Origin of the sequence: Pseudomonas sp. RIT357, assembly GCF_000632245.1 — a bacterium.
In the GTDB taxonomy this organism is placed as follows: domain Bacteria; phylum Pseudomonadota; class Gammaproteobacteria; order Pseudomonadales; family Pseudomonadaceae; genus Aquipseudomonas; species Aquipseudomonas sivasensis.
Window position 1 is genome coordinate 88,323 of record NZ_JFYX01000045.1, and the last position, 16,003, is coordinate 104,325.

Consider the following 16,003-nt stretch of genomic DNA (forward strand, 5'->3'; position numbering starts at 1 on the left):
AGCAGTGGGTCAGTCACAGCTGCATCAACTGACACACCCTCATCGGGAGCAAGCCCCCTCCCACATTTGGACGGAGTTGGAGCTGAGAACCCGGTCGGCTCTAAGGCCGCCGCGGCCTTGCTTTTGATCTGAAATCGCCCCGTCAACCACGATGGCCGGAATTCGACATTGATTTGGGGGGTAAACCGGCAGGGATGCCGGTTTACCCCCCGGAGCCATGGACGGCGCGTGGCGGCGGCCCCCCAAATCAATGTCGGATTACGGGCACACCGAGCCTAGGCGAGGTGCCGAGTGGTGGGGCGAAGGCCTTTTGGTTACTTTTGGCTGGGCTGGCATTCCGGCCTTTACAAAAAAGACCTGCTGTAAGAGCAGAACCCTAGGCGGCCGTTACCGCAGCAACGGATATGTACTCAGCCAGCAAAAGTGGGGATTTTTCTGTTAGAACCCAGCGTCTGGTTTTGGGGCTGCTGCGCAGCCCAACGCGGGGCAAGCCCGCTCACCACAGGGTCATGTGTCAGCCTCTAGGAGTTATGTGAGGCTCAGGGAGTTGTGTCAGCCTCTGGGAGTTGTGTAGAGCCCCATACTCATCGGGTCCCCTCCTCCCCGCAAGTTTCAGTGATCAACCCACGTAGCATGCCAGGCACCAGCCCGCTCTGCGTGGAAATGCTGTTCCACACTTCGCACGGCTGCTATTGTGCCGCGCTTTGAAAAACGGCCACCGACCCGCGAGGAAATGCACGTTGAACACTGACGAAAAAATGACTGGGGACCTGTTCGAGGTGGATAAGCGTCTGTCACTCAAGCCCGTGGTGGACTTCAACGCCTACCTGCGCAGCGCCTTCGGTGATGGCCCGTGCACCTGCATCCGCTGCAGTGCCAGCGGTGGCGATGAAAGCGGCTATGAGTTCCAGCACACTTTCAACTTCGACAGTAAACCGACGCAACGCCGCTTTGCCTCCACAGCGGGCAGTGATGTGCTGATGGCGCTGAAGAAGGCATGGTTGTCGTACTCCAAGGCCGAGTTGCCGCTCAGTGGCGTGTTGGCACTGGATACGGTCAAGGAATTTGTCGAGCCACAGCTGCACAAGCGCTTGGCCCCATTGTTCCTCGCCAGCGGCTTGGTCAAGGAAGTCGACGGCGAGCTCCATCTGCAACCGCAAGCGGCCGCCTGACCTTTCAGCTCGGGGCGGCAGCTGATCAGCAGTCACCCCGACGCTGGGCCAGAAGACGGTCCACCACCTGCCGCAGACAGGCGTGCGTGTCGGCGACACTGCATTGGGCGGCGTCAGAACAAGCGCGTAACGGTGAGCGCGACCACGGCGATACGCTCCACGCGCTCATACCCCGGTTTGTCGAGTTCTTCGCCGAACACATCCGGGTCAAGTTCGCGATAGGTCCAGCCCACTGCATCGCTGACCAATAAAGGCATGACCGCCTTCAGGAACGGGTCTTCCCCGGCGACGATCGCCACCCCGGTGTACAGCACCAGACTGCCGCCCAAGGCCAGGCGTGGGAGGGACTCGCCGACAATACGCACCGACAGTTCCTCACCCAGCGCCCCGCCGCCATGCCGATAGGCGCGTTCGCGGTCGTCGTTCATATAGGGTGGGTTGGCGACGATCAAATCGAACTCGCCTTGGACGCTGCCCAGCACATCACTATGGTAAGCGCTGACGTTGACCAGCCCCGCCAACTCGGCATTCACCGCCGTGAGGCGCAAGGCGCGCGGGTTGATATCCACCGCCATCACTTCAGCGTCAGGCCGCGCGCGGGCGATCATCAGCGCGCCCACACCTGCGCCGCAGCCGATATCCACCGCGCGCTTAATCGGCTCGAAACGCTGCTGCAGATGGGCCTCGATCAGTTGCGCGAAACGGTAACTGTCCGGCCCGAAAAACACCGCATCCGCCTGTGTGGTGGGATACGCCGAATGGGCGAACAACAGATCACTCAGGCTCGACCACCGCACCGTGCTGCGCCACAGCGAATCGTGCTGCACGACTACATCGGCTTGCTGCAATTCTTCGCGAAAGGCATCAGGTAACAGCCCGTGATCAAACGGCATGGACCAGCCGAACACGTCACGCAGGTCCACCGCCAGCGGCGTCCCCAGACGCTGGTAAAACCGTTCATGGGTCAACGGCGTCGGCGTGATGAAACGGTAGCCGTTTTCCTTCAAGCCCCGGCCCAGGTTCAGCAGGGCGCGATCAGCGAGTTGTTGCGCAGACATGGGTGAATTCCTTAGCGCAGACGTGCGCGCAGTTGGATAAATCGGCGAGTCGCATACAACCCGGCAGGCGTGCAGTGGCGGCGTGCCGAGAGCCAGGGCAACAGTGCGGTGAGCTGCTGCTCATCGGGCAAATTCCACAACGAATCCACCAGGGCCTGAATATCCGGGTCGGCCGGGCGATGGTGCTCGCGGGAAGTCCGGCTGCCGCGCCCCGGCCGTACGGGCGCGATGCGCTCGCCGCTGATCCAGTCGCCGGCGATCCAGTCATGCAGCACCTGTTTCTCATAGCCGCTGAACACACCGAACATCGCAGCGCCAGCGCCCTCGATCAATTGCCAGAAGCGGCTGTCGGCCGGGTCCTGGTGGCGCTTGATCCAGCCCTTGTCTTCCATCGCCTTGAGAAACGCGCCGGCCTGACCCGGCTGGGCCAGCCACTGGTTGACAGTCTTGCCCTCGAAGCGGCAGTAGTCCGAATGCATGTGCTGGCCGAAGGTGCGCTTGCGTTCGAGCATGGCGACCACCTCGTCGTGCAGATCAAACGCGTCGATCACCGCCAGCGTGCCAGGGCCAAGATCGTTGAGGCGATAACCCTCGGCAACGCGCCGGTAGAACTCCGCACGGCCCTCCCCCAGCGGCAGCAGGCTGAGCACCGACTGCGCCGCCTTGCACGCGTGGCCACTGCTGGCGTTGTCGATGGTGACGTGGAGGGTGAAGTAATACGGGTCAATCCCCAGCTCGCTCAATTCGTAGGCGGTGATCAGCAGGTGCAGCGGTAGCTGCTCATAGCCGAGGTTGTAGCCGATGATTTCCGGCAAAAACGCTTCGGCACACAGTCCCAGCGCCAGCTGCAGAGCACCCTGCTGGTAGTGGGCGTCGTCGAGGCCGGCGTCGCTGTCGGCGTCGTGGTCGCTGAGCAATTTGCGGTAGATCAGCACATGGTTCTGCGCCGCTTCGCCGTCGCCCAATTCTTCCAGGTAGGTAGTGAGCAGGCCGTCGAACCGCGGGTCCTGCCAATAGCGCAGCAAACCGTTGAGCCAGGCGCCGTCGACCTGTTTGGTCGGCGCCACGCGTTGCAGGAAATACAACGCCTGAGCTTTGTTCTGGAAGTAGCGCCTTGGATGGCCTTGCTGGCGTTGTTCCAAGTACCCGGCGTAGGCCTGGGCGACATCGGCACACCGCTGCTCGATCCAGGCCGACAATTCTTCAGGCAATGGCGGCAGCTCGGACGACGCCTCGCGCACCTGGCTCAATTGCCCTTGCAGAAACGCCCGCGCAGCCTCTTCAGCGCCCGGAGCTTCGCGATAGAGCTGCTGGTAAACCCCGCGATACTGACCGTGAACCGGGTGGGTGATAGAGGCCGGTTGGCCCGACAGCGCTGTAAGTAGCGTCATGATGGCAGTTTCCGCAAAGTCCGATACAACCAGGCCTCCCGACAAGGAGGCCCCGCAAGAGCGCTGAAAACCACACGCTTCTAAAATGCAGAACCTGCGGGTATGCGGAAAATTCAATCGGGGTTGGCAAGGTACGGATCAGCGGCGATGGTCAGTTGTTCTGACCGCCGTGGAGTTCGGTTCGAATGGCGCCGAGAGGCACTGATAGATGTGGCGAGGGAGCCGCCCCCGTTGGGCCGCGAAGCGCCCCCAGAAATGAGGCGGCTGCGCAGTCCAACGGGAGCAAGCTCCCTCGTCACAGAAACCCAGCAGACCTGTTATTTACGCGCCGCCTCCCACGACTTGAGCAGGTCGCCGTAGCTCACGGTCTCGCCTTTTGGCTTCTCGTTCGCCAGTTTCGGTTTCGGTGCGCCCGGTTGGTCGAACCAGTATTGCGCGTCACGCTCGGGGTTCATTTTCGGGCCGCACACGGGTTGCACTTTGGAGCGTTCCAGGCGCGTCATGATCGCGTCCTGCTCCTTGGCCAGGTTGTCCAGCGCCTGTTGCGGGGTTTTCTCGCCGCTGGCGGCCGAGGCGATGTTGCTCCACCACAGTTGCGCCAGGCGTGGGTAGTCCGGCACGTTGGTGCCGGTCGGTGACCACTCGGTGCGCGCCGGGCTGCGGTAGAACTCCACCAGACCGCCGAGTTTGGGGGCCATGTCGGTCATGGCCTGGGAGTTGATGTCGGACTCACGAATCGGCGTCAAACCCACGATGGTTTTTTTCAGCGAGACGGTTTTGGAGGTCACGAACTGCGCGTAGAGCCAGGCCGCGAGTTTTTGCTTCTCAGGCGTGGATTTGAGGAAGGTCCAGGAGCCTACGTCCTGATAGCCCTTCTTCATGCCCTTTTCCCAGTAAGGTCCCACAGGCGAAGGCGCCATGCGCCATTTCGGCGTGCCGTCGGCATTCACCACCGGCAAGCCCGGTTTGACCATGTCGGCGGTGAACGCGGTGTACCAGAAGATCTGCTGGGCGATATTGCCTTGGGACGGCACCGGCCCCGACTCGGAGAAGGTCATGCCCGCCGCTTCCGGTGGCGCATAGGCTTTCATCCAGTCCACATATTTCTGAGTGGCAAACACCGCGGCCGGGCCGTTGGTGTCGCCGCCGCGGGTCACGCTGGAGCCCACCGGATGGCAGTCCTCCACGCGAATGCCCCACTCGTCCACCGGCAAGCCGTTGGGTAGGCCTTTGTCGCCGCCGCCGGCCATGGAGAACCAGGCATCGGTGAAGCGCCAGCCCAGGGACGGGTCTTTCTTGCCGTAGTCCATGTGCCCGTAGATGCGCTTGCCGTCGATTTCCTTGACGTCTTCGCTGAAGAATTTGGCGATGTCTTCATAGGCCGACCAGTTCACCGGCACGCCGAGGTCGTAGCCGTATTTCTCCTTGAACTTGGCTTTGAGCTCCGGGCGCTCGAACCAGTCGGCGCGGAACCAATAAAGGTTGGCGAATTGCTGGTCGGGCAGCTGGTAGATCTTGCCGTCCGGCGCGGTGGTGAAGGACAGGCCGATAAAGTCTTTGAGGTCGAGGGTCGGCGAGGTGAAGTCCTTGCCTTCGTTGGCCATCAGGTCGGTGATGGATTCGGTCTTGCCATAGCGAAAGTGCGTACCGATCAAGTCGGAATCGTTGACCCAGCCGTCATAGATGTTCTTGTCCGACTGCATCTGGGTTTGCAGCTTCTCGACCACGTCGCCTTCCTGAAGCAGGTCGTGGGTCAGCTTGATCCCGGTGATTTCACTGAAGGCCTTGGCCAGCACCTTGGATTCATACTCGTGGGTGGTGAGGGTTTCCGACACCACGTTGATCTTCATCCCACGGAACGGTTCCGAGGCCTTGATAAACCACTTGAGCTCCTCAAGCTGCTGCTCAGCCGTGAGCGTGGACGGTTTGAACTCGCTGCCGATCCATTTTTTCGCGGCATCTTCGTACGCATCGGCCCAAGCCGTGGCGCTCAAACCGCTGAGGGCCAGTACGGCAGCCAATGAAATGCTATGTCGCAGCTTATTGTTCTTATTCAACATAGAGACCTCCAGGTTGTTTATTTATAAGGGCATCAACCCCAACGCATCACACTCAACAGCCATACCAGGGAGAGCGCGGACGCCACCCAGATGCTCCAGTCGGTAACGCCGATAACCAGCAAATGCAGGTAGGCGCTGCCGAGAAGACCGATAAACAAGCGATCACCACGGGTGGTGCTGATCGGTAACAAACCGCGCCGGGGGATGCTCGGCGAACGCAGTTCCCAAGTGGTCATGCCCGCCAGAATCAGGGCGATGCCGCCAAAGAACAGTGCAGTGGGGGTGGTCCAGGCCATCCATTCCATCATCGACTCCTCAGACCCGGCCCAGGGCAAAGCCCTTGGCCACGTGGTTGCGAACAAACCAGATCACCAGCATGCCCGGCAGGATGGTCAACACCCCCGCCGCTGCCAGCACGCCCCAATCGATACCCGAGGCCGACACCGTGCGCGTCATCACCGCTGCGATGGGCTTGGCGTTGACCGACGTCAGGGTGCGCGCCAGGAGCAACTCGACCCAGGAAAACATGAAGCAGAAAAACGCGGTCACACCGATGCCGGAGCCGATCAACGGGATAAAAATCTTCACGAAGAACTTCGGAAACGAGTAGCCGTCGATGTAGGCGGTTTCGTCGATTTCCTTGGGCACGCCGGACATGAAGCCTTCGAGGATCCACACCGCCAACGGCACGTTAAACAGGCAGTGAGCCAGGGCTACAGCGATGTGCGTGTCGAACAAACCGATGGACGAATACAGCTGGAAGAACGGCAGCAAGAACACCGCCGGCGGCGCCATGCGGTTGGTCAGCAGCCAGAAGAACAGGTGCTTATCCCCCAGGAAACGATAGCGCGAGAACGCATACGCCGCCGGCAGCGCCACACTCAGGGAAATCACCGTGTTCAGGCTTACGTAGTACAGCGAGTTGAGGTAGCCGGTGTACCAACTGGGGTCGGTGAAGATCACCCTGTAGTTCGCCAGGGTGAAATCCTGGGGAAACAACGTGAGCCCGCCGAGGATTTCGGTGTTGCTCTTGAAGGACATGTTCAACAGCCAGTAGATCGGCACCAGCAGGAACAGGATGTAGATCAGCAGCGGAATAAGCTTGCGTTTGCTCATGTCAGCGGCCTCAGCGGTTGGCGTCAGAGTGGGTCATGGCGGTGTAGAACAGCCAGGACACCAACAAGATGATCAGGAAATACACCAGGGAAAACGCCGCCGCCGGGCCTAGGTCGAATTGACCTACAGCCATCTGGGTCAACGTCTGACTCAGGAAAGTGGTGGCGTTACCCGGTCCACCGCCGGTCAGGACGAAGGGCTCGGTGTAGATCATGAAGCTGTCCATAAACCGCAGCATTACCGCGATCAGCAGCACGCTTTTCATCTTGGGCAGTTGGATATGTCGGAAGACTGCCCAGGCCGATGCACGATCAATCCGCGCGGCCTGGTAGTACACGTCCGGAATCGCCCGCAACCCCGAATAGCACAGCAGCGCGACCAGTGAGGTCCAGTGCCATACGTCCATCACCAGCACGGTCACCCAGGCATCCGCCGTATTGGCCGCGTAGTTGTAGCTGATGCCCATGGCGTTGAGGCTGTAACCCAGCAGGCCAATGTCAGCACGGCCGAAGATCTGCCAGATGGTGCCCACCACGTTCCACGGGATCAGCAGTGGAATCGCCAACACGATCAGTACCAAGGACGACCAACGGCCCTTGGTCGGCATGGTCAGGGCGATGGCGATGCCCAGGGGTATTTCGATCAACAGCACGCAGGCGGAATAGATGAACTGGCGCAGCAGGGAGTCGTGCAGACGCGGGTCGAGCAATACCTGCTTGTACCAATCGGCGCCGACGAAATAGCGGCTGGATTGGTCGAAAATGTCCTGCACCGAATAGTTGACCACGGTCATCATCGGGATCACCGCGCTGAACGCCACCAGCAGGAAAACCGGCAGCACCAACCACCAAGCCTTGTTGTTCTGCACCTTGTTCATGGCAGCACCTCCAGCAGGTAATCGTCGGCGTAGAGCATCAGCCATTGCGCGGGAAAGCTGATGGAGGCCGTGCCTTCGGGCACCGGTTTGTCTTCGGCCAAACGCACTTTCAAGGTGGCGCCATCAAGCTTGAGCGTCATGATCTTGTAGGTGCCGAGGTCTTCCAAATGTGTGACATCGGCCTGCATGGCGTCGGGGTTGTACTCGTCCCACACGTGGATAAATTCCGGGCGGATACCCACCTGCAATTTCTTGTAGTCCGTGCTGGCGATGCGTTCTTGCAACGCCTCGGGCAATGGCAAGTGGGTGTCGGCAAACCGCACCCCGCCCGCCTCGGCCTGCACTTCGATCAGATTCATCCCAGGGCTGCCGATGAAATAGCCGACAAACGTGTGGCTAGGCCGCTCGAACAATTGCCGTGGCGTGCCGAATTGCACGATCTGCCCGCCATACATCACCGCGATCTTGTCGGCAAAGGTGGAAGCCTCCAACTGGTCATGGGTGACATAGACCATGGTGATGTTGAACTGCTCATGGATCTGCTTGAGCTTGCGCCGCAGTTTCCATTTGAGGTGCGGGTCGATCACTGTCAGCGGCTCATCGAACAGGATGGCCGACACGTCGTCACGCACCAGGCCACGGCCCATGGAGACTTTCTGTTTTTCGTCAGCGGTGAGGTTGCGCGCTTTCTTGCTCAGCAGGTTTTGCAGGTCGAGGACTTCGGCGATTTCCTGCACCTTGCTATGAATTTTCGCTTCGGCCATGCCCTGGTTTCGCAGCGGGAACGCCAGGTTGTCGAACACGGTCATGGTGTCGTACACCACGGGGAACTGGAACACCTGGGCGATGTTGCGCTTCTCGGGCGTGAGGTCGTTGACCACTTTCGTGTCAAACAACACTTGGCCTTCGGACGGGCTGAGCAGGCCGGAAATGATATTGAGCAGGGTCGACTTGCCGCAGCCCGACGGGCCGAGCAAAGCGTAGGCGCCACCCTGTTCCCAGACGTGGTTCATTTCCCGAATCGCGTAGTCTTCGGGTCCGGTCGGCGCGGGGTTATAGCTGTGCGCCAGGTTCTGCAAATGGATCTCGGCCATCAGGCAACCCTCGCGACACGGCGCCCGGGGGCCTGGACCAAACGGCCCTGGCCATCGAACACAAACAGTTTATGGGTGGGGATATACACGCGGATCGGCGCGTCGACGTCGTACTCATGTACCCCCGGCAGGTGCAGCACCAACAGGAAGTGTTCGCTGCGCACATGCAGGAAGGTTTCCGAGCCGCTGATCTCGGCGACTTCTACGGTTACCGCCAGCTCCAGATCGTCGTCGTTGCTCGGCACCAGGCTGATATGGCTGGGGCGCACGCCAAAGCGGAATTCGCCCTCGCCGATGGGGCGCAGGTCGACGTTCAGCGGGAAGTGCACAAAATTGGCGAAGCTCACCTCGTTGCCAGCAATACGCCCAGGCATCAGGTTGATCGGTGGCTCGGAAAACAGCTCGGCGGCGAGCACCGTCTGTGGCTGGTGGTAGACCTCCGCGGCCTTGCCGCTCTGGATCACCCGGCCTTCGTGCAGGATGGTGGTGGTGCCACCCAGGGCCAGGGCTTCGTTGGGTTCGGTGGTGGCGTAAATCGCTATGGTGTGGCGGGCCTGGAACAGCTCGCGCATTTCCTGGCGCAGCTCTTCGCGTAGTTTGTAGTCCAGGTTCACCAGCGGCTCGTCGAACAGGATCAGTTCGGCATCCTTGACCAACGCGCGGGCCATGGCCGTGCGTTGCTGCTGGCCACCGGACAGCTCCAGCGGGTGGCGCTGGAGGAACTTCTCGATGCGCAGCATCCTGGCGGTTTCCAGCACCTTGCTCTGGATCACCTCGTTGGACACACCGGCCTGGCGCAACGGCGAGGCGATATTTTCGAACACCGTCATGGTCGGGTAGTTGATGAACTGCTGATACACCATCGACACGTTGCGCAGGCGCACCGGCTTGTGGGTGACGTCGACGCCGTTCATCAGGATGCGACCGCTGTCGGGTTTGTCCAGGCCGGCCATCAAGCGCATAAGGCTGGTCTTGCCGGACAGGGTGCGACCGAGCAGCACGTTAAAGGAACCGGGTTCGAAACGCAGGGTGGCATCGTCGATCCAGGTTTGGCCTTCGACGACGCGGGAGACATGTTCCAGGGTCAATGACATGACACGACCTTTTTATTATTGGAATGAATCTGGCCAGTCGTCAGAGCGAGTTTCGTGCCAAAAACGGCAGGTGCTTGATCCACAAGGAAATGGAGTGAATGGGATGTTCGGGAGTGAACAATCGGGCTGAACAACTGAACACTCGGGGGGTTGACAATGAACAGTTCTGAACAACACTAATGGGGCCCCCGCGCCTGCGGGGCCCCATAAAAACAATAAAAACAGAAGGTCGCCCGATGGCCGAACCCTTGGCGCACGACACCATCATCCAAGACTCCTGGCGCCGTTGCCGCGCCTTCGGCCTGGACCACCAAAGCACGCCCAGCTTCGATCAATTGCCGGCCGACGGCATCAGCCAACTGCTGGAAAGCCAGCATTCCCTGGTGCAGACCACGCACCAGGAAGTCCTGCCCTATTACGAAAACATCCTGAGCAATTCCAACTGCCTGATCATGCTGGCGGACAACCAGGGCCAGGTGTTGACCTCGTGGGGCACCCAACGCTTTATCGAGCCCAAGCTGGCCCGTGGATTCAGCGCCGGTGCCAGTTGGCAGGAGCGCTCCAGCGGTACGAATGCCATCGGCACCGCGCTGGCCTGTGCCCAGGCGGTGCATATCGAACACGACGAACATTTCCTCAAGGCCAACCGTTTCATGACCGGCTCGGCGGCCCCAATCTTCGATGCTCAGCGCGAGATCATCGCGGTGTTGGATGTATCCAGCGACAGTTACCTGCCGCCCTCCCACACTCTGGGCATGGTCAAGATGATGAGCCAGACCGTTGAGAACCGGCTGATCCTCAATCTATTTCGTGGTGAGCATTTCCAACTGACCTTCAACACCGGCCTGAGCAACCTGGACAGCCAATGGGCGGGCCTGCTGATCTTTGATGAAAGTGGCCAGGTGCTGTCGGCCAACCGCCGCGCCGATAACCTGCTGGGCATCAGCCTGTCGCGGGTGATGATCGACAGCTTGTTCAAAGTGTCGCTGCTGGAGTTGCTCAACCAACCGGAGGGCTTGCCGTTTTCGTTGCAAGCGGCGGGACGCAATCGGTTTCAGTGCTTATTGAAACGCCCCAAGCAGATGCCAGTGCAGGCGCGCGTCTTCACTGAGCCTGTGGTTTCGAAACAGGCGACGATTGGTCTCAACACCCTGCATTTTGGTGATGCTCGCGTAGAAAAAGCAGTGCGCCAGGCCGAGCGTTTGCTGGAAAAAGATATCCCGCTGCTGATCCACGGCGAAACCGGCGTGGGCAAAGAAGTGTTCGTCAAAGCCCTGCACCAAGCCAGCTCCCGCAGCCAGAAGGCGTTTATCGCGGTGAACTGTGCGGCGATTCCCGCTGAGCTGGTGGAATCGGAACTGTTCGGCTACGAAAAAGGCGCGTTCACCGGCGCCAATCAAAAAGGCAGCATTGGCCTGATCCGCAAGGCCGACAAGGGCACGCTGTTTCTCGATGAGATCGGTGATATGCCACTGCCGACCCAGGCGCGCCTGCTGCGCGTGTTGCAGGAGCGTTGCGTGCAACCGGTGGGCAGCAGCGAGTTGTTCCCGGTGGATTTGCGCATCATATCGGCGACCAACCGCGCACTGCGCGAGCTGGTGCAAGCCGGGCGCTTTCGCGAGGATTTGTACTACCGCATCGGCGGCCTGACCCTGGAGTTGCCACCCTTGCGTGAGCGTACCGACAAGCAGGCGCTGTTCCAGCAACTGTGGCAACAACACCGCGAGCCCACTCAATGGGCCGGTTTGAGCGCTGAGGTGTTGGCGTTATTCGAGCAGCACCCATGGCCGGGGAATTTGCGCCAGGTCAGCAGCGTTTTGCAGGTGGCGCTGGCGATGGCCGAGGAGCAACCGATACGGGCGGAGCATCTGCCGGATGATTTTTTTGTGGATTTGAACGTGGCGCCGCCGCTGCCGACCAGTGAGTACCTGGACGACAGCATTGATCTGACCCAACGTTTGAAAGCGGCCGGCGGGAATATTTCCCACTTGGCGCGGGAACTGGGGGTGAGCCGCAATACCTTGTACAAACGCCTGCGCCAGCATTAGCGGGGCTTGATCACCACCAGCAAGTCGGTGAAGTACTCCACCTGGATCGGCAGGTTATCCGCCAAGGTCGACAGGGCCGCCGCCGTATCGTCCAGCTTGAACACGCCGGACACGCGCAGGTCCCGCAGCGCTTGTGGGTCGAAACGCACCATGCCAGGACGGTAGCTGGCCAGGGTTTGCAGTACTTCGCTCAGCGGCTGGTCGTTGACTTTGAGCAAGCCGCGAGTCCAGGCGTCCGGGTCGGCATTGCCGATCGCCTGCGCAGGCATGGCGCGGCCATGGTCGAGAACGGAGCGCTGGCCGGCGGTGACCTTGACGCCCTCCTCGACCTCACCTTTAACCGCCACGGTGGACTCGATCACAGTGACCACTGTTGTGCCGTCCGGCGCACGCTTGACCAGGTAACGCGTACCCAGTGCGGTCGCCGTGCCTTGGTCGGTTCGTACCACGAACGGCCGTTGCGCATCTTTGGCCACGTCTACCCAGAGTTCGCCTTGCAGCAGCTCGATCACCCGCTGCTGGCCGTCGAACTTCACGTCCACCGCCGAGTTGCTGTTGAGCTGCAACTGGCTGCCGTCTTCGAGCGCGATCTGACGGCGCTCGCCGACGCCGGTGCGCTGGTCGGCCATCCACACCGGCAGGTGCTCCAGGCTCAGCCAACCGCAGAACACGACGCCGAGCACCCCCAGCACCTGTGCGCTGCGCGCCCGTTGCGGGGCAAATGCGCGGTTCAGGGCGAGGCGAGCCGGTTGCGCCGGCACGCTGTCGAGGCTGCCCCATAAGGCGCGCATGCGGTCGATGGCCACGGCGTGGCGCGGGTCGGCCTCGCACCAGGTAGTGAAGGCCTGACGGTCAGCGTCGGTGACATCCTCATCGTGCAGGCGCGTCAGCCAATTCGCTGCTTGCTGGATGATCTGTTCGGAGTTCATGTCAGTGGATCCGCCGCGTGCAGGCTGTGATAGCAGTGCACCAGGGCGCTGGAAATGTAGTTTTTGACGGTGCTGGGGGACACCGCCAGGCGTGCGGCGATTTCGCTGTAGGTCAACCCATCAAGGCGACTCAACAGGAACGCCTCGCGGGCCTTGGTCGGTAAACCGGCGAGCATTTCGGCGATGCGTTCCAGGGCTTGTAGCGCAACATGGATCGCCGCCGGGTCGGGCATGCCGGCGTCTTCGCACTGGATGACCAGCGCTTCCATATAGGCTTTTTCGATACGCCGACGACGGGCGCCGTCGATCAGCAGGCGCCCTGCCGTGGTGGCCAGGAAGGCCCGGGGTTCCTTGATAGCTTGCGGCTCGGCCAGCATCAGGACACGGATGAATGCGTCGTGTGCCAAGTCGGCAGCGTGCTGGGAGCAACCGAGTTTCCTGCGCAGCCAGCCATGCAACCAACCATGGTGCTCGCGGTACATCGCCGTAAGGGCCTGCTGACGCGCTGAGTCGCCCAGCGCGGCCGGAATGTCATGCATGCGCAAAAAATTCTCAAATGGGAAGTGTTACCAATTGCGCAAACAATGCCAGTAAAACAGCGTTGGGGCAAGCGGGCTCACATTCTCTGAAAGCCCATTCCCACAGGTGTGTCCGCTTAGCGCCAGCTCCACGACACGCCGGTGTAGATGCCACGACCATCCGCGGGTGTAGACCGAGCAACATCCAGGCCTTTGTCGTCATAGCCCGGCGTGACCGTGTTGGCGTAACGGCGGTTAGTGAGGTTGCGCAGGTCAACCCAAGCTTGCCAATCCTGCTTTGGCGCGTCGTAGCCGAACGTTGCGCCGACGATCGTATAGGCCGCGGCGTAGTAGGAGTTGGCGTAGTCCACCGCCACCTTTGATGAATGCTCGGTGTTGAGGCTGGTGTAGAAACCGGTCGGGTGGCTGTAGCGCAGTTGCGCCTGATAGTAGTGCTTGGGGATGCCCGGCAAGGTGTTGCCACCGAAGCGGTCGTCGTCACGGTAATGGAAGTCGCTGAAGGTGTAGGCCTGGCGCAGGTCAAGCTTGCCGCTGCGGCCGCCATCCCACAGCGGGCTGAGCAGGCCCAGTTCCACACCTTGATGCACGGTGGGGCTGGCGTTGGATTCAACGACGACTGTTAATGCTTCAGTCTGGGTTTCCACAGCGAGCAGTTCGTGCCGCACTTCGGAGCGGTAAAGCGCCAGGTCCCACTGGCCGAGCCACGCTTCACCGCGACCGCCGACTTCCAGGGTGGTAGCGGTCTGGTTTTTCAGGCTGACGCCTTCGCGCGCCAGGCCAGTGGCCGGTCCGCTCTTCTCCGGGAAGTACTTGTTGGAACCCCAGATCATCGACCACGCGTGCGGCGGCTCGACGGAGCGGCTGAGGTTGCCGTACACCTGCAATTGCGGGTTGAAGTCGTAACGCAGCCCGATGCGAGGCGCGTAGTCCCAATCGTGCTGGCTGAGCGGCGCGTGGCCTTCGGGATAGCTGACCTGGGTTTCGCGACGGGTGTAGATGGCGGCCAGGCCGGTGGTCAGCCACAGGTCCGGTATCAGTTCCAGGTCGTTGCCGATATGCAACACGGTGTCGGAACCGAGGTAGCTGTAGTCGCGGGTCTTGGTGCCGGGGGCGTAGCTGGCCGTGTTGCCAGCGGGAATGCGCACATACTCGGCACCGCCGTTATTGGGCATCGCCTGGGTGGTGCGCAGGCCTAGGGTGGTTTTGCTGTCGTGACCGAACACCGTGTCCTGGCGGATGTAATTGAGGGTGCTGCTGACGTCGGTGTAGGCGACTTTCAGACGGATAGTGCCCTCGCGCAGGTCCATCGGGTAATCGTGATACGCCAAGCCAACTTCAAGGCGTGAGTTGTCGTCCAGTTGCAGGGTGGTCTTGTTGGCGATCCAGGTTGAGCCGGGTTGCAGGCGCTTGGAGTCGCGAGCGGCGTTGAGGCTGTTGGCGGCGCGCGGGTCGTGACTGATCTGGTCGCGGGTGAGTTTGCCGGGTGTGTCGTTGGTGGTTTCGCGGTAACGGAAATAAAAGCGGGTTTCCAGATTCGGATTAAAGCGATAGCCGAAGTTGGCAGCCACGCCCTTGCCCGTGGCCGCGCTTTGGCGCTGGTAGCCGTCGGATTCCGAGTCAGTCAGGCTGATGTAGTAGTCCGCATCCCCCAGCACCTGCCCCGAACTGATCTCGCGTTGGGCGTAGCCACGACTGCCCGCCTCATAGCGCACCTGCAGCTTGGGTGCGTCGTAGCCGGTTCGGGTCACGTAGTTGACCGCGCCACCGAGCGCCAGGGCGCCCTGATCAAAACCGTTGGCGCCGCGTAACACCTCGACCCGGCTTTGCCATAACGGATCCTTGAGCTCGTAAGGTGTGCCACCGGGACCGGTCAGCGGCAGCCCATCGAACATCTCGTAGAGCCCCGACGCATGGGAGCCAGGGCTACGGTTGAGGCCCGAACCGCGAATGGACAGTTTCACCCCTTCGTTATTCGCCGCCTTGGCGTACACCCCTGGCTGGTACTTGAACACATCTTCGTTGGTGCTCACCCGCCCCTGCTGCACGCTGCTCATGTCGATGTAATTGGTGGCGCCGGGCACGCTCTTGAGCTGCGCCTGGGCGACTTCTCCAGCCGTGGCTTCAGCGGTGGTGACTTCGACCGGTGCCAGCTGCAAGTCTTCGGCATGCACCAGCGAGCTTAAGGTCAGGGCGGCAAACAGGAATGGAGGTTGGCGCAGCAGCATGGGCGAGTCCTTGAAATGCGGGGGCGTGACGGCTGGGCCGTCACGCGAACAGTGATGGGAAGCCAGCGATGATCACCAAGTCACGCCTTTTTAATGGACCAGACCCTTCCCACAACACCTTCGGACCCGCTTTCTTTTTAAGTCCAAAAACGAATTAACACATGCAAACTCAGTATTTAAAGAAATAACCACTAACCATTATTGTGGAGCCACTGAGTCACCTACGAGATCACCCTGATGCCAACATCCGCGAACGTCATTGACTTTACCCTTCACCGCAAACGCCGCCAGGCCCGCGCAGCGGCTGAGTTGATGTGGACGATGTACGCGGCGCGCGCAGGGTTGGCGGTGTTTACCAACCACGCTGCGACGCCCAGCGATACCCGCCGGGCGTAGGCCG

14 protein-coding genes are annotated in these 16,003 nt (G+C 60.9%); 3 read left to right on the forward strand and 11 right to left on the reverse strand.

Annotated elements, in window-relative coordinates:
• Positions 1 to 740 precede the first annotated feature (740 nt).
• The gene (locus tag BW43_RS07285; RefSeq protein ID WP_032889566.1) at positions 741 to 1,172 is read left to right on the forward strand and encodes a hypothetical protein; all 432 of its coding nucleotides are present in this window, start codon (positions 741 to 743) and stop codon (positions 1,170 to 1,172) included.
• Between the two features lie 113 nt (positions 1,173 to 1,285).
• Here the strand turns inward: BW43_RS07285 and BW43_RS07280 are convergent, their stop codons facing one another.
• The 8 genes from BW43_RS07280 to BW43_RS07245 form a co-directional block, all read right to left on the reverse strand.
• Positions 1,286 to 2,230 (reverse strand): class I SAM-dependent methyltransferase, encoded by a 945-nt coding sequence (locus BW43_RS07280; RefSeq protein WP_032889569.1) that lies wholly within the window; start codon positions 2,228 to 2,230, stop codon positions 1,286 to 1,288.
• 11 nt (positions 2,231 to 2,241) lie between these two features.
• Positions 2,242 to 3,621: an iron-containing redox enzyme family protein gene (locus BW43_RS07275; protein ID WP_032889570.1), complete on the reverse strand. Its 1,380-nt coding sequence runs from the start codon at positions 3,619 to 3,621 to the stop codon at positions 2,242 to 2,244.
• A 317-nt stretch (positions 3,622 to 3,938) separates the two neighbouring features.
• A complete protein-coding gene (locus BW43_RS07270; RefSeq protein ID WP_032889572.1) occupies positions 3,939 to 5,681 on the reverse strand; it encodes an ABC transporter substrate-binding protein in 1,743 nt (580 codons plus the stop codon).
• A gap of 32 nt (positions 5,682 to 5,713) precedes the next feature.
• A complete protein-coding gene (locus BW43_RS07265) occupies positions 5,714 to 5,986 on the reverse strand; it encodes a DUF2160 domain-containing protein (protein WP_014718862.1) in 273 nt (90 codons plus the stop codon).
• A gap of 10 nt (positions 5,987 to 5,996) precedes the next feature.
• Positions 5,997 to 6,797: a carbohydrate ABC transporter permease gene (locus BW43_RS07260; RefSeq protein WP_032889574.1), complete on the reverse strand. Its 801-nt coding sequence runs from the start codon at positions 6,795 to 6,797 to the stop codon at positions 5,997 to 5,999.
• Between the two features lie 10 nt (positions 6,798 to 6,807).
• A complete protein-coding gene (locus BW43_RS07255) occupies positions 6,808 to 7,674 on the reverse strand; it encodes a carbohydrate ABC transporter permease (protein ID WP_032889576.1) in 867 nt (288 codons plus the stop codon).
• Entirely contained in the window at positions 7,671 to 8,768 is a 1,098-nt protein-coding gene (locus BW43_RS07250; protein WP_032889578.1) for an ABC transporter ATP-binding protein, read from the reverse strand. Before BW43_RS07250 ends, BW43_RS07255 begins: the two co-directional genes overlap by 4 nt.
• Positions 8,768 to 9,862, reverse strand: a complete 1,095-nt coding sequence (locus BW43_RS07245; RefSeq protein WP_032889580.1) for an ABC transporter ATP-binding protein — start codon at positions 9,860 to 9,862, stop codon at positions 8,768 to 8,770. The genes BW43_RS07250 and BW43_RS07245 overlap by 1 nt, the downstream gene beginning before the upstream one ends.
• A gap of 236 nt (positions 9,863 to 10,098) precedes the next feature.
• Between BW43_RS07245 and BW43_RS07240 the strand changes: the two genes are divergently transcribed.
• Positions 10,099 to 11,910 carry a sigma-54-dependent Fis family transcriptional regulator gene (locus BW43_RS07240; protein WP_032889581.1) on the forward strand — a complete coding sequence of 604 codons (1,812 nt, stop codon included), beginning with the start codon at positions 10,099 to 10,101 and terminating at the stop codon, positions 11,908 to 11,910.
• On the opposite strand, the gene BW43_RS07235 is transcribed toward BW43_RS07240, so the two are convergent.
• The 3 genes from BW43_RS07235 to BW43_RS07225 form a co-directional block, all read right to left on the reverse strand.
• Positions 11,907 to 12,839, reverse strand: a complete 933-nt coding sequence (locus tag BW43_RS07235; RefSeq protein WP_032889582.1) for a FecR family protein — start codon at positions 12,837 to 12,839, stop codon at positions 11,907 to 11,909. The two genes, BW43_RS07240 and BW43_RS07235, sit on opposite strands and share 4 nt — an antisense overlap.
• A complete protein-coding gene (locus BW43_RS07230) occupies positions 12,836 to 13,378 on the reverse strand; it encodes a sigma-70 family RNA polymerase sigma factor (RefSeq protein WP_032889583.1) in 543 nt (180 codons plus the stop codon). Before BW43_RS07230 ends, BW43_RS07235 begins: the two co-directional genes overlap by 4 nt.
• A gap of 116 nt (positions 13,379 to 13,494) precedes the next feature.
• Positions 13,495 to 15,603 (reverse strand): TonB-dependent receptor domain-containing protein, encoded by a 2,109-nt coding sequence (locus tag BW43_RS07225; protein WP_032889584.1) that lies wholly within the window; start codon positions 15,601 to 15,603, stop codon positions 13,495 to 13,497.
• Between the two features lie 237 nt (positions 15,604 to 15,840).
• On the opposite strand from BW43_RS07225, the gene BW43_RS29045 reads away from it, so the two are divergent.
• Positions 15,841 to 15,999, forward strand: coding sequence for a hypothetical protein (locus BW43_RS29045; protein WP_163033225.1), 159 nt, complete (start codon positions 15,841 to 15,843; stop codon positions 15,997 to 15,999).
• Positions 16,000 to 16,003: the final 4 nt, after the last annotated feature.

What these genes read in the sequence shown, in the direction of transcription:
- BW43_RS07280 (WP_032889569.1), bottom strand. Translation starts at nt 2,230, where the DNA reads ATGTCTGCGCAACAACTCGCTGATCGCGCCCTGCTGAACCTGGGCCGG.
- BW43_RS07275 (WP_032889570.1), bottom strand. Translation starts at nt 3,621, where the DNA reads ATGACGCTACTTACAGCGCTGTCGGGCCAACCGGCCTCTATCACCCAC.
- BW43_RS07270 (WP_032889572.1), bottom strand. Translation starts at nt 5,681, where the DNA reads ATGTTGAATAAGAACAATAAGCTGCGACATAGCATTTCATTGGCTGCC.
- BW43_RS07265 (WP_014718862.1), bottom strand. Translation starts at nt 5,986, where the DNA reads ATGGAATGGATGGCCTGGACCACCCCCACTGCACTGTTCTTTGGCGGC.
- BW43_RS07260 (WP_032889574.1), bottom strand. Translation starts at nt 6,797, where the DNA reads ATGAGCAAACGCAAGCTTATTCCGCTGCTGATCTACATCCTGTTCCTG.
- BW43_RS07255 (WP_032889576.1), bottom strand. Translation starts at nt 7,674, where the DNA reads ATGAACAAGGTGCAGAACAACAAGGCTTGGTGGTTGGTGCTGCCGGTT.
- BW43_RS07250 (WP_032889578.1), bottom strand. Translation starts at nt 8,768, where the DNA reads ATGGCCGAGATCCATTTGCAGAACCTGGCGCACAGCTATAACCCCGCG.
- BW43_RS07245 (WP_032889580.1), bottom strand. Translation starts at nt 9,862, where the DNA reads ATGTCATTGACCCTGGAACATGTCTCCCGCGTCGTCGAAGGCCAAACC.
- BW43_RS07240 (WP_032889581.1), top strand. Translation starts at nt 10,099, where the DNA reads ATGGCCGAACCCTTGGCGCACGACACCATCATCCAAGACTCCTGGCGC.
- BW43_RS07235 (WP_032889582.1), bottom strand. Translation starts at nt 12,839, where the DNA reads ATGAACTCCGAACAGATCATCCAGCAAGCAGCGAATTGGCTGACGCGC.
- BW43_RS07230 (WP_032889583.1), bottom strand. Translation starts at nt 13,378, where the DNA reads ATGCATGACATTCCGGCCGCGCTGGGCGACTCAGCGCGTCAGCAGGCC.
- BW43_RS07225 (WP_032889584.1), bottom strand. Translation starts at nt 15,603, where the DNA reads ATGCTGCTGCGCCAACCTCCATTCCTGTTTGCCGCCCTGACCTTAAGC.
- BW43_RS29045 (WP_163033225.1), top strand. Translation starts at nt 15,841, where the DNA reads ATGCCAACATCCGCGAACGTCATTGACTTTACCCTTCACCGCAAACGC.